Origin of the sequence: Comamonas sp. MYb396 (assembly GCF_037479555.1) — a bacterium.
Classification (GTDB): Bacteria; Pseudomonadota; Gammaproteobacteria; order Burkholderiales; family Burkholderiaceae_C; genus Comamonas.
In genome coordinates, this window is record NZ_JBBGYU010000001.1 from 173,992 (window position 1) to 185,844 (window position 11,853).

Genomic DNA, 11,853 nt, shown 5'->3' on the forward strand with positions numbered 1-11,853 from the left:
ACAGCACATCGGAAGGCGGCCTCTAGTACCATTCCGCTATGGATCGTCCCGTCATTTCCCTGGTTGACCTGCGTCGTTATGACGCCAGTCTGGCCATGCCCACGCCAGCCGGTGCCTCGTTGTCGCACGGCGGTGCGGTGCGTGACCAGCGCCAACGGCCGCTGCGGGATCTGCGCATCAGCGTGACGGACCGCTGCAACTTCCGCTGCAGCTACTGCATGCCCAAGGATGTGTTCGACAAGGACCACCAGTACCTGCCGCACCGCGATTTGCTCAGTTTTGAGGAAATCACCCGCACCGCGCGCCTGTTTGCCCAGCTGGGCGTTGGCAAGCTGCGCATCACCGGTGGCGAGCCGCTGCTGCGTAAGAACCTGGAAGCGCTGATCGCCCAGCTGGCTGAGCTCGAGACGCTCGACGGTACGCCGATGGACCTGACCTTGACGACCAATGGATCCATTCTGGCACGCAAGGCACGTGCCCTCAAAGACGCCGGGCTCAAGCGCCTGACGGTCAGCCTCGACAGCCTGAGCGACCCGCTGTTCCGCCAGATGAACGACATGGATTTCCCGGTCGCCACCGTGCTGGAAGGCATTGAGACTGCGCAGGCCGTGGGCTTTGCCAATATCAAGGTGAACATGGTCGTCAAGCGCGGCGTCAATGACCATGAGGTCGTCGCGATGGCCCGGCACTTTCGCGGCAGCGGCGTGACCTTGCGCTTTATCGAATTCATGGATGTGGGCGCCACCAACGGCTGGCGGCTCGAAGAGGTGCTGCCGTCGGACGCCGTACTGGAGCGCCTGCAGTCCGCCTTTGCACTCACCCCGCTGTCTGCGACTGCGCCTGGCGAGACTGCCGTGCGCTGGGGCTATGTCGGCGCCAACGGCCAGCATGACCCAAGCCTCGGCGAGATCGGCCTGATCAGCAGTGTCACCCACGCCTTTTGCCAGGACTGCAACCGCGCGCGGCTCTCGACCGAGGGCAAGCTGTTCCTGTGCCTGTTTGCCAGCGAAGGCTGGGATCTGCGGGCGATGCTGCGCAATGGCGCCAGCGACAGCGATTTGCGCGAGGCCATCGCCCAGGTCTGGGGCCAGCGCAGCGACAACTACAGCGAGCAGCGCAGCCAGCACCCGGAGATCGCGCTGCAGCGCCAGCGGGTCGAGATGAGCTATATCGGCGGCTGATAGCGGCTTGCCCGCTTCTGATGGCTGCCACAATCAGAGGGTCTGAAACCCTGCTGCCTTTGCCGACCATGCCCTCTTTCCCATCCGCCATTCCCCTTGAACACATCACCGGCCTGGTGCTGGCCGGTGGCCAGGGCACGCGCATGGGCGGTGCTGACAAAGGCCTGCAGTTGCTGGGCGGCCAGGCACTGGCATGGCATTGCGCCCAGCGGCTGCAGCCCCAAGTGGGGCCAGTGCTGATCAATGCCAACCGGCACCTAGAGGCCTACCGCGCGCTGGGCTATCCAGTGGTGCCAGACCTCCGCCTGCCAGAGACCGAAGCCTTCCCGGGCCCCTTGGCAGGCTTTGCCGCCGGCCTGGCGGCCTGCCAGACGCCCTGGCTCTTGACGGTGGCCTGCGACACGCCGCACTTCCCGCAAGACCTGGCCCAGCGCTTGGCGCAAGCTGCGGCCACCCAGGGCTGCCCCGTCGCGATGGCCTGCACTCCGCCAGAGGGGGCGGGCAGCGACCACCCGGTACTGCAGCCCACGTTCTGCCTGATCCATGCCAGCCTGGCAGACAGTGTTCGGCAATTTGTCGCCGGCGGCGGGCGCAAGCTGCGGCAGTGGGCAGCACAACACGGCCATTGGCTGGTGCAGTTTGATGATGCCCAGGCCTTTTACAACGCCAATACGCCCGAAGAGCTGGCCCGGCTGCAGGACATGCCAGCGCCACACAAGTGACTGGCGCTGACGGACGCGGGCTGCGCCAGTGCTATAACGGATCAGATCAGCATTCCCACTTTGGAGCCGCCTTTTGACCTACTCGGCACAGCACCTCAGCCAGGAGCCCCAGCGCTCCGCCATCGACACCCAGCCCGGTTTGACTGTTTTGGAATTTGGCACGCCCTGGTGCCCGCATTGCCTGGGCGCGCAAGGCCTGATCGAGCAGGCGCTGGCCCCGCGCGCCGATATCGCGCATCTGAAAGTGGAAGATGGCCCCGGCCGCCCCTTGGGCCGCAGCTACCGCATCAAGCTCTGGCCCACCTTGGTGGTGCTGCGCGATGGCCAGGAAGTGGCCCGCGTGGTGCGCCCGACCGATGCGGCCAGCATCAACACGGCGCTGGCAGCGCTGCAAACGCCATAAATTGGAGGTGCTCGGCGCATGCATGCCGAGCCTGCCATGCCTGCCTAGACCGGCGTGACCGAAAACGCCGTGCTGGGCGCCGTGGGGTCTTCGGGCGATACGCCAAAGTACATCACACCCACGCCATGCAATTGCACCGACTCGCGTCGCACGGCAGTGGCGGGGTTGGCACCAAAGCTCACCCAGGTGCCATAGCGGCTCAGATCGGTGTAGATCACATTGCCGCTGCGCCAGTCGATACGGCCATGCTGGCGGGAGACGCGCCGGTCCAGCACCACCCATTCCGAGTCCGATGAGCGGCCGACAAAAATCGGCATCTCCTGGGTGCTGAAAAAGCGCTCCACCCCGCCCGATGCCAGCCGCAGCCGCATTTGCACCACGGCCTCGGGCTTCATCGGCAAAACGGAGTCGTACGCGGTCACCACTTCCTGGGCTTCGGGCTCGATCCACTGCACCTGGTAGAGCATTTGCTGCTCGGCCTTGCCGCGCACATCCATCCAGCCCATGGGCACAAACACGGTATCGGCGCGGGCGCCAGACTCCATCGTCGAGGCGGCGGCCCAGACCTCGCGGTGACCGGCCTTTTCGCACAGGCGCGCTGCCATGTTGACCGAGTCGCCATAGCAGTCGCCCTCCATCAGCACGACTTCACCGGTGCTCATGCCCACACGTACATGGAATTTTTGCGAGGCAGGCAGGGAGTCCCACTGCCCGTAATGGCGGCGCATCAGCATGGTCATGGCGCTCACGGCCAGGGCGCTGCTGTTGAAGATGGCCAGCACACCATCGCCCAGGGTCTTGATCACCCGCCCCCCCGCCTGCACGACGACTTGCTTGAAAGCATCCGTCATGCCCGCGACTGCTCGCGCAGCACGCTCATTGCCCAAGGTTTCGAACAATGCGGTACTGCCCGAGATATCGATGAATACCACGGTGGCGACAGTTGTCATGGATTTTCTTGTTACGGCTGGGGTCGCCTCCTCCCCAGGAGCAACGCCAGCCTATGCATCAATAGCGACCATGCATATTACACTGCAAACCAGGGCCTGCGACCAGTCCTGACGCCGTCGTCGAACTTACGAATTGTTTAGATTCCAACAGACAGGCGCAAACCCCTGGCTTTTCACAAGCCCGCGCCCAGGGCGCATGGTATATGGCTGGGCGGGCCTGGCACCCAGGCGCAGCCCGCGCTTTGCGTTATTGATGGCCCCAATAAATCAGTGCATCCCGGCCTTCGACACTCAGCGATACCTGGGCGCCTACCGGCAGCAGCACCTTGGTGGGCACATGGCCAAAAGGCAGGTTGGTAAAGACAGGGGCCTCGATCTGCGTGCGCAGCCACTGCACCACACTGGCCAGCTTGAAGCCCTTGTCATGCGCGTTCAGCTGGTAGTCGCTGAACTGGCCAAACACCACGGCCTTTTGCTGGGCCAGCACGCCCGCGTGCAGCAAGCTGGTCAGCATGCGCTCGATCTTGTAGGGCGTCTCGCCCACATCCTCGATGAACAGCACGCCGCCCTTGACCTTGGGCAGGTAAGGCGTGCCCACCAGTGAGGCAATCATCGCCAGGTTGCCGCCCCAGAGCGTGGCCTTGGGGATGTAGATATCGTCCGAGGCCGAAGCGCCCGTCACCGTACCGGCCTTTTCTGGCGCCAGGCGCCAGCCCGCGCCTTCGCCCGCGCCGCTCAGCAGGTCTTCAAAGCAGTCCTGCATGATGTCGTCGACGCCGTCTTCGGCACCAAAATCGCCCACCAGGGCCGGGCCGGCCCAGGTCATGGCACGGGTCTTGGCATACAGCGCCAGCTGGAGGGCGGTGAAATCGCTCAGGCCGACAAAGCGTGTGCCCGAGGCCACGGCCTTGGCGATCTGTTCATAGTCCAGGCGGTGCAACAGGCGCGAGAGCCCATAGCCGCCCCGGCTGATCATCGCCACATCCGCACCACTGGCGCAGGCGCGGGCGATCGCTGCCAGGCGCGTGTCGTCGTCACCGGCAAAGCGGGTGCTGGATGCGAGCGCGTCCTGGTCCACCTCGACCTGGTGGCCCATGGCCTCCAGGCGCTTGACCGCACGTTTGAACGCCTTTTTATCGCGCACGGCGCCCGAGGGCGAATACACATAAATATGCTTGGGGCCGTGGGCATGGTGGTGCTGGCAGTGCGCGTGGTCGCAGTGACCATGGTCGTGGTCATGGGAGTGGTCGTGCTGGTGCATGGCGGCGAACAGAGGTAGAGAAAGGCAGGCACAAAGCCGCCCGATAAGAAGAGCGGTGCCCGGTTCTGCGCGCAAAACCGGCACCTTCGGTGTTGGGCGGCATTATGCGGCCAAGCGCCTTAGCTGCAGGCCACACGGGGACTAAGGCCATGGGCCAGGCAGGGGCTGGGGGGGCCTTGCCCACGTCCGTCAACCCAGCGCCTGCGGGCGCACCTGGATCAGGCTGAAGACGCCCTGCACGCCAATGGCACTGTTGGCCAGCGCCACCGCCCGGTCCAGCAAGGGCCTGGACGATACCGTGCCGCGCAAGGTGACCATCGCGTGCGAGGTCTCCACCTGCAGCGCAGCGAGCTCATCGCTTTGCGAGGCGGCCAGCGCATCGCTGACCTGCGAGGTGATCGCATCATCGTCGGCGCGCCGGCGGTTGGCCTGCGCTGCGCGCTCCACCGCCTGGCTCGCCCGCTGGCCCGAGGCATCGAGCGTCTGCCCCAGCCCTTCGCTCCAGCGCCAGGCCTGCTGCAAGGCCCCGCCTTGCCAAAGCGCGGCGGCGGCGGCGCCCAGAGCCGCGAGCACCAAGGCCCAGGCAGCAATCTTTTTGGCAGTGGAGGAGCGGCGGATCAAGTGCATGGGAAGCGGGCGCCAAGGCAGACACAAAGGCAGGCACAGGAAAGGGGCTGGAGCCGGCCAGCATGGCGCTGGCCGTGCCAGCCATTGTGACGGCAGCCAGGCCGCGTGCCAAGGCTTTGCGACAAGCGGCAGCAAGCTATACCGGCAAGACACGCGGCCTTGGCAATTCTTCACAGATGGGGCTGGGCACTGCGGCTGCAGTCACCCTTGCGCAAGTGCCCGGCTGCAAGCGCGCGTCGATGCGGCGACAATGCTGCCATGCAGCCCTCCCTGATTTACCGAATTTTTCCCTTCCTGCGCTGGCCCAAGCCGACCAAAGAACTCTTGCGGGGTGAATTCATGGCGGGGATGACGGTGGGGCTGATGCTGGTGCCCCAGGGCGTGGCCTATGCGCATCTGGCCGGCATGCCGCTGATCACCGGCATCTATGCCTCGATCATTCCCGCGGCCGTGGCCATTCTCTTTAGCCCCTCGCCACGGCTGGGCGTCGGGCCCACGGCACTGAGCGCCTTGCTCATTGGCGCCTCGCTCACCGGCATGGCCGAGCCCGGCTCGGCCCAGTGGGTCATTCTGGCCGCCTGGATGGCCATCATGGCTGGCCTGGTGCAGCTGAGCCTGGGCCTGGTGCGCGCCGGCTGGCTGCTGAATCTGGTGACATCCCCGGTGCTGGCTGGCTTCACCCAGGCCGCTGCGCTGCTGATTCTGGCCTCGCAGCTGCCCAGTTTGCTGGGCATGCGCAGCGACTGGGCCACGGTCTGGGACAACCCCTCGCTGGGGCTCTTTGACTGGCGCTCCATCCTGCTGGGGCTGGCGAGCATTGCCATCCTGGTCGTGGGCAAAAAGTGGCGTCCCGCCTTTCCCTCCGCGGTGTTTGTCATCGGCTGCACCGGCCTGATCAGCTGGGCCACCGATTTTGCCGACAAGGGCGGCGCCGTGGTCGGCCACCTGCCCACCGGCCTGCCACACCTGGTCTGGCCGGGCATGCTGGACTGGTCGCAGTTTGGCCTGCTCGTCATGCCGGTGCTGGTGATCTCGCTGGTCAGTGCGCTGGAGACGGCTTCGAGTGCCCAGGTGGAACACCAACAGGCAGGCACGCGCTGGGACAGCAGCCAGGAGCTGGTGGCCCAAGGCCTGTCCAAGATGAGCGCCGGCCTGTTTGGCAGCTTTGCCACCAGTGCCTCGTTCTCGCGCTCGGCCGTCAACCTGCTGGCCGGCGCCAAGACCGGTTACTCCAATATCTTCTCGATCCTGCTGGTCGTCGCCGTGGTGCTGTGGTTCATCCCCGCGCTCTACCATGTGCCGCAGGCGGCACTGGCCGCCATTGTGATGACGGCCGTGGCCAACCTCGTCAAGCCGCGCGCCCTGCTCTATTTGTTCAAGATCTCCCGCATCGAAGGCTGCATTGCGGTGGCCACCTTTGGCATCACCTTGCTGACGGCGCCGCGCATCTACTGGGGCGTGCTCTCGGGCATCTTGCTGAGCTCCTGCTACTTTCTCTACAACCGCCTGCATCCCCGCATTGTCGAAGTCGGCCTGCACCCCGATGGCAGCCTGCGCGACCGCCATCTGTGGCAGTTGCCCCCCTTGGCCCCGGATCTGCTGGCCCTGCGCATGGACTCGGAGCTCGACTTTGCCTCGGCTGCTGCGCTGGAAGAGCGCGCCGCCAATGTCTGGGCCCAGCATGGGCACTACCGGCAGCTCGCCCTGCTGGCCCAGCCGATGAACCAGATCGACATCACCGGTGTCGAGGCCTTTGTGCGGCTCGAGCGCATGGCCGCCAAGCGCGGCGGCATGCTGCATATCGTCGGCATGAAGCTGCCCGTCGAAGCCCGGCTCAAACGCGCCGGCCTCTTGCAGGACAACCCGCATCTGCGCATGTACCGCACCGATGCCGAGTTTTTGCAGGCGATGAGCCGCGCGCACAGCGATGACGGCATCGAGTATTCGATCTAGCGATCGGGCGCTGTCGCAAGGGCCTGACCGGCGGCGCGTGCTTCCCTGGCTAAAATAGCTGCCCGCCATGCGCTCCGGCACGGGCGGCTATTTCATCCCCCGAAGCTTTGCCAGAAACCACCGTGCCCTCGATTCTCAATATCTCCTGCTATAAGTTTGTCAGCCTGCCTGACTGTGAGGCGCTGCGCGAACTGCTGGCCCAGCGCGCGGCCGATCTGGCGCTCAAGGGCACGGTGCTCTTGGCCGAGGAAGGCATCAATTTCTTTCTGGCCGGGCCCGCCGAGGCCGTGCATGCCTGGGTGGATGCGCTGCGCGAGGACCCGCGCTTTGCCGATGTGCAGCCCAAGGAGAGCTGGTCGCAGACGGTGCCGTTTCGCAAGATGCTGGTCAAGGTCAAGCCCGAGATCATCCGCATGGACCACCCGGCGATTCGCCCTGCCAATGGCCGGGCGCCATCGGTCAACCCCCGTGATCTGCAGCGCTGGCTGCAGCAAGGCCATGATGACCAGGGCCGCCCGGTGGTGACCCTGGACACCCGCAATGACTATGAGGTCGATGAAGGCGCCTTTGTCGGTGCCATTGATTGGCGGCTGCGCAAGTTCACCGAGTTCACCGCGCAGCTGCGCGCGCACCGCCAGGACTTGGAAGGCAAGACCGTGGTGAGCTACTGCACCGGTGGCATCCGCTGCGAAAAGGCCGCCATCCTGATGCAGGAAGAAGGCCTCGCCCATGTCTACCAGCTCGAAGGCGGCATCCTCAAGTACTTTGAAGAAACCGATGGCAGTGGCTACCAGGGCAGCTGCTTTGTGTTTGATGAGCGCCGCGCCGTCGATGACGGTCTGCGCAAGACGGCGCTCAAGACCGAGCCCTGACAGCCAGGCTGTCCGGCTCGGCATGCGGTGCACGATCAAGCAGCGTGGCGCTTGGCGTCCAGGCTCCAGGCACCGGCCCCAAAGGCGGCAAAGGCGAGCAGACCGCCCACAATGGCGATGTTCTTGTTGAACAGCAACTGCGTGACCATCATGGCCTCCTTGGGCACCGCCCAGTAGGCATGGAAAATCACCGTGGCGGCCAGCGTGAAGATGGCCAAAATAGCGGCAGCATAGCGCGTGCCCAGGCCCAGCAGCAGCGCCAGGCCGCCCAGAATCTCAATGGCCAGGCCCACGGCCACGCCCACTTCGGGCATCGGCATGCCTGCGGACTGGGCGTAACCCACGGCCCCGGCAAAGCCGGTCAGCTTGCCCCAGCCCGGAATGACAAAGAACCAGGCAATCAGAATACGGCCCAACAGAGCCAAAGGATTTTGCAATGCGTTCATTTTTTTCTCCTTGAAATAACACCACCACTCACACCTACCCCACACGGGGCGCTGTCCTAAATGGCAGCGCCCCCGCGAACATCAAGCCGCCAGGTCAAACACCAGCACTTCGGCATCGCGTGCCTGCGCCAGGCGCAGCGAGGTCTCCTGGTCCAGATAGGCCGCATCCCCGGTGTGCAGCGCCTGGTCGTTGACCGACACATCGCCCCGCACCACATAGACATAGGACTTGCGTCCGGGCGACAGGCGCAGGCTGGCCTCCTCATCGCCATCGAGCAAACCGGCATACATGCGCGCATCGGCATTCATCGTCAGCGACCCCTCTGCGCCATCGGGCGACACCACCAGGCGCAGCTGGCCGCGCTTGTCCGCATCCGAAAACGTCTTTTGCGCATAGCTGGGCGCAATGCCCTTGCGATCGGGCTCAATCCAGATCTGCAGAAAATGCGTTTCCTGGCCGCTGGCATGGTTGAACTCGCTGTGCTGCACGCCGGTGCCGGCGCTCATGCGCTGCACATCGCCCGGTGGCAGGCCTTCGATATGGCCCATGCTGTCCTTGTGCGCCAGGTTGCCCTCGAGCACATAGCTGATGATTTCCATATCGCGGTGGCCATGGGTGCCAAAGCCCTTGCCCGGGGCCACCCGGTCTTCATTGATCACACGCAGATTGCCCCAGCCCATGAAGCGGGGGTCGTAGTAGCCGGCAAACGAGAAACTGTGGTTGGAGCGCAGCCAGCCATGGTCGGCATGGCCGCGATCAGCAGATTTACGAACCATCAACATTTTTGATCTCCTGTCTGGCAAACGGCGCACATTGCGCTGTTCATCACCATGTCCATGACTGTAAAACCGCAGTGTCTGCCTGCGGGGCAGCGGTTTTGATGGCATCATTCAAAAAATCTGATGGGCTTTTCAAGAACGTATGAACGGTCTCCTTGCACCGCCTAGGAATCGCCAATAGGTTTTCAGGCCTGAACCAAGCCGGCCTCAGCAGCGAAGATTTACCGATCTGCCCACAGCCGCATGTAGGAAAGAACCGTCAAAATGGCCTTGTTGCGTGATCGCGATGTCCTCACCCCCGATACCCTGGCCTTGCTGCAGCTGGTGGCCGACACCGGCAGCTTTGCCGCTGCGGCGCGCCAGCTGGGCCTGGTGCCCAGCGCCCTGACCTACCGCATCCGCCAGGTCGAAGATGCCTTGGATGTGCTGCTGTTTGACCGCAGCGCGCGCCAGGCCAGGCCCACCGAAGCGGGCCAGGAGTTGCTGCGCGAGGGCGCAAGGCTGCTGGCCGAAGTCGATGCGGTGGCCAACCGGGTGCGCCGCGTGGCTACCGGCTGGGAGCCCGAGCTGCGCATCGCCGTCGATGGCGTGGTCTCGCGCACCACCTTGCTGGAGCTGGTCGAGGCCTTCTACACGATTGCGCCGCCCACCCGGCTCAAGATCACCGACTCCATCCTGGCTGGTACCTTGGAAGCGCTCAGCTCGGGCCGCGCCGACCTGGCCATTGGCATTGCCGTCGATGCCTCCCACGTCGCAGGCCTGCAGCAGCTGGACCTGGGCGAGATCACCTTTCGCTATGTCGTAGCTCCCCACCACCGCCTGGCCGACGAGATGCAACCGATCAGCGACGAGGTGCTGCGCCAGCACCGCATCATTGCGGTGGCCGATTCCTCGCGCAGCGGCCAGGGCCAGACCATTGGCGTGATCAACGGCCAGGACGTGCTCACGGTGGACACCATGCAGGCCAAGCTCCAGGCGCAGCTGCGCGGGATTGGCGGGGGCTTTCTGCCCGACAACATGACCCTGCCCTATCTGCGCAGCGGCCAGCTGGTCGAGCGCGAATTGATGCGCCCGCCCCGCAAGATCAAGCTGCGCTACGCCTGGCGCGGCACCAACCCGGGCAAGGCTTTGCAGTGGTGGCTGGACCAGCTGCAGTCCGAGGCCACACGCACTTCTTTACTGAGCAATCACTATGTGGGATAAATCCTGAGCAAAATGGGCCTGCACACCGTGTAGAGTGGTTCTTCAGATGGCGCTGCACCCGCAGCCATCTATGACGCCTTATCGTTTGCCGAAACAGTACAGAAAGTCTTTCATGTCTTCTCGCATTCCCCCCAAACCCAAACGATCAGCCTCCTCTTCCCAGATTGTCCTGGCCAGCCGCAAGCACTATGCGGTGATTGGCGCTGGCATGGCCGGCGTGGTCTGCGCACGCACCTTGCAGCAAGCGGGCCACCAGGTCACCGTGATCGAAGCCCAACCCCAGGTGGGCGGCCGCATGGCCAGCCGCCATAGCGCGCATGGCAGCTTTGATGTGGGCGCCCAGTTCTTCACGGTGCGCGACCCGCGCTTTCAGTTGGCGCTGGACAGCACGCCCAATGTCACCCGCCAGTGGAGCGTCAACGCCATCCGCACCCTGGATGCCACCGGCAAGGTCGCCGTCACCACCCAGCGCGGCATGGAAGCCCACCTGATTGGCGTGCCCACGATGGACAGCCTGCTCGCCTCCTGGGCCGCGCCGCTCGATGTGCGCCTCAACGAATACGCGCTGGCCTTTGAGCGCGATGCCCTCAACCCCAGCCAGTGGCAGCTGCGCACCGAAGATATCGATGGCGGTGTGCATGTCTATGCGGGCCTCGATGGCGTCGTGCTGGCCATCCCCTCGCCCGAAGCGCAAGAGCTGCTGGCCGACAGCGAAACCCATGTGCCTGACGACTGGCAGCTGTCCGATGTCTATATCGCCCCGAGCTGGACCTTGCTGCTGACCTTTGCGCATGCGGTGGACCCCGGCATCACCAACATGGGCCCGCAGTGGAATGCTGCCCGCACCGAACACCCCCGCATCACCTGGCTCTCGCGCGAGTCGTCCAAGCCCGGTCGCGGCAAGGTCGAGCGCTGGACCGTGCAGGCCAGCCCCGACTGGGCGCGCAAGCATGAGAACGACGAGCCCCAGCGCGTCGCTGCCAAGATGCTGCAGGCCTTCTCCGAGCTCACCCGCATCCGCGCCACCCCCAGCGACATCCGCGTGGTGCAGTGGGGATATGCCAAGACCATCAACCCGCTGCCCAAGGATGCCAAGGGCCAGCCCCGCAGCCACCTCTGGAATGCAACGAGCGCCATTGGCCTGTGCGGCGACTGGTGCCTGGGCTACCGCGTCGAAGACGCCTTTGTTTCCGGCCTGGAACTCGCGCTGGCCGTGCTCGGCGAATAAGAGTCGCTAACACAACCCTTGATACGTCGGTACCCTGCCTTGTCGTACGTCTGTACTGCCTGCGGCAGGGCGCCTAGTCGGGGACGCCTAGTCTCAACCGCAAACCTTCGGTTTGCTGGATCGTGTTAGCGACTCTAAGCACAGCGCGGGGGGCCGCCGCCCGCGGGGGGGGGGGGGGGGGGGGGAGCCAGTATGGCGGGGGCGGGACCGGGGCCCGGGGGGGGGGG

At 64.8% G+C, this 11,853-nt stretch carries 12 protein-coding genes; 7 read left to right on the forward strand and 5 right to left on the reverse strand.

Features of this window, described 5'->3' with window-relative positions:
• Window positions 1–95: 95 nt before the first annotated feature.
• The 3 genes from moaA (at window position 96) to WH265_RS00915 (ending at window position 2,306) form a co-directional block, all read left to right on the forward strand.
• Window positions 96–1,181: a GTP 3',8-cyclase MoaA gene (moaA, locus tag WH265_RS00905; protein ID WP_445228480.1), complete on the forward strand. Its 1,086-nt coding sequence runs from the start codon at window positions 96–98 to the stop codon at window positions 1,179–1,181.
• Between the two features lie 68 nt (window positions 1,182–1,249).
• On the forward strand, window positions 1,250–1,903 hold the full coding sequence (gene mobA / locus WH265_RS00910) for a molybdenum cofactor guanylyltransferase MobA (protein ID WP_339557046.1): 654 nt from the start codon (window positions 1,250–1,252) through the stop codon (window positions 1,901–1,903).
• Between the two features lie 73 nt (window positions 1,904–1,976).
• The gene (locus tag WH265_RS00915) at window positions 1,977–2,306 is read left to right on the forward strand and encodes a thioredoxin family protein (RefSeq protein ID WP_339557047.1); all 330 of its coding nucleotides are present in this window, start codon (window positions 1,977–1,979) and stop codon (window positions 2,304–2,306) included.
• A 44-nt stretch (window positions 2,307–2,350) separates the two neighbouring features.
• Here the strand turns inward: WH265_RS00915 and WH265_RS00920 are convergent, their stop codons facing one another.
• From WH265_RS00920 to WH265_RS00930, 3 genes are all read right to left on the reverse strand, one after another.
• Window positions 2,351–3,256, reverse strand: a complete 906-nt coding sequence (locus WH265_RS00920; protein WP_021026052.1) for an adenylate/guanylate cyclase domain-containing protein — start codon at window positions 3,254–3,256, stop codon at window positions 2,351–2,353.
• A 247-nt stretch (window positions 3,257–3,503) separates the two neighbouring features.
• On the reverse strand, window positions 3,504–4,517 hold the full coding sequence (locus WH265_RS00925; protein WP_339557048.1) for an LD-carboxypeptidase: 1,014 nt from the start codon (window positions 4,515–4,517) through the stop codon (window positions 3,504–3,506).
• A gap of 189 nt (window positions 4,518–4,706) precedes the next feature.
• Window positions 4,707–5,144 carry a BON domain-containing protein gene (locus WH265_RS00930; RefSeq protein WP_312987695.1) on the reverse strand — a complete coding sequence of 146 codons (438 nt, stop codon included), beginning with the start codon at window positions 5,142–5,144 and terminating at the stop codon, window positions 4,707–4,709.
• Window positions 5,145–5,402: 258 nt separating this feature from the next.
• On the opposite strand from WH265_RS00930, the gene WH265_RS00935 reads away from it, so the two are divergent.
• Window positions 5,403–7,097: a SulP family inorganic anion transporter gene (locus WH265_RS00935; RefSeq protein ID WP_021026049.1), complete on the forward strand. Its 1,695-nt coding sequence runs from the start codon at window positions 5,403–5,405 to the stop codon at window positions 7,095–7,097.
• Between the two features lie 122 nt (window positions 7,098–7,219).
• Window positions 7,220–7,969 (forward strand): sulfurtransferase, encoded by a 750-nt coding sequence (locus WH265_RS00940; RefSeq protein ID WP_339557400.1) that lies wholly within the window; start codon window positions 7,220–7,222, stop codon window positions 7,967–7,969.
• A gap of 35 nt (window positions 7,970–8,004) precedes the next feature.
• Here the strand turns inward: WH265_RS00940 and WH265_RS00945 are convergent, their stop codons facing one another.
• Window positions 8,005–8,415, reverse strand: a complete 411-nt coding sequence (locus tag WH265_RS00945; RefSeq protein WP_021026047.1) for a DoxX family protein — start codon at window positions 8,413–8,415, stop codon at window positions 8,005–8,007.
• Window positions 8,416–8,496: 81 nt separating this feature from the next.
• Window positions 8,497–9,198: a pirin family protein gene (locus tag WH265_RS00950; RefSeq protein WP_021026046.1), complete on the reverse strand. Its 702-nt coding sequence runs from the start codon at window positions 9,196–9,198 to the stop codon at window positions 8,497–8,499.
• A 267-nt stretch (window positions 9,199–9,465) separates the two neighbouring features.
• On the opposite strand from WH265_RS00950, the gene WH265_RS00955 reads away from it, so the two are divergent.
• Complete coding sequence (locus WH265_RS00955) at window positions 9,466–10,398, forward strand: LysR family transcriptional regulator (RefSeq protein ID WP_339557401.1); 933 nt, start codon at window positions 9,466–9,468, stop codon at window positions 10,396–10,398.
• Between the two features lie 112 nt (window positions 10,399–10,510).
• Window positions 10,511–11,626, forward strand: coding sequence for an NAD(P)/FAD-dependent oxidoreductase (locus WH265_RS00960; protein ID WP_339535403.1), 1,116 nt, complete (start codon window positions 10,511–10,513; stop codon window positions 11,624–11,626).
• Window positions 11,627–11,853: the final 227 nt, after the last annotated feature.

Bases quoted from the DNA above. Each gene is read 5' to 3' on its own strand.
- moaA (WP_445228480.1), top strand. From the start codon at position 96: ATGCCCACGCCAGCCGGTGCCTCGTTGTCGCACGGCGGTGCGGTGCGT.
- mobA (WP_339557046.1), top strand. From the start codon at position 1,250: ATGCCCTCTTTCCCATCCGCCATTCCCCTTGAACACATCACCGGCCTG.
- WH265_RS00920 (WP_021026052.1), bottom strand. From the start codon at position 3,256: ATGACAACTGTCGCCACCGTGGTATTCATCGATATCTCGGGCAGTACC.
- WH265_RS00925 (WP_339557048.1), bottom strand. From the start codon at position 4,517: ATGCACCAGCACGACCACTCCCATGACCACGACCATGGTCACTGCGAC.
- WH265_RS00930 (WP_312987695.1), bottom strand. From the start codon at position 5,144: ATGCACTTGATCCGCCGCTCCTCCACTGCCAAAAAGATTGCTGCCTGG.
- WH265_RS00935 (WP_021026049.1), top strand. From the start codon at position 5,403: ATGCAGCCCTCCCTGATTTACCGAATTTTTCCCTTCCTGCGCTGGCCC.
- WH265_RS00945 (WP_021026047.1), bottom strand. From the start codon at position 8,415: ATGAACGCATTGCAAAATCCTTTGGCTCTGTTGGGCCGTATTCTGATT.
- WH265_RS00950 (WP_021026046.1), bottom strand. From the start codon at position 9,198: ATGTTGATGGTTCGTAAATCTGCTGATCGCGGCCATGCCGACCATGGC.
- WH265_RS00960 (WP_339535403.1), top strand. From the start codon at position 10,511: ATGTCTTCTCGCATTCCCCCCAAACCCAAACGATCAGCCTCCTCTTCC.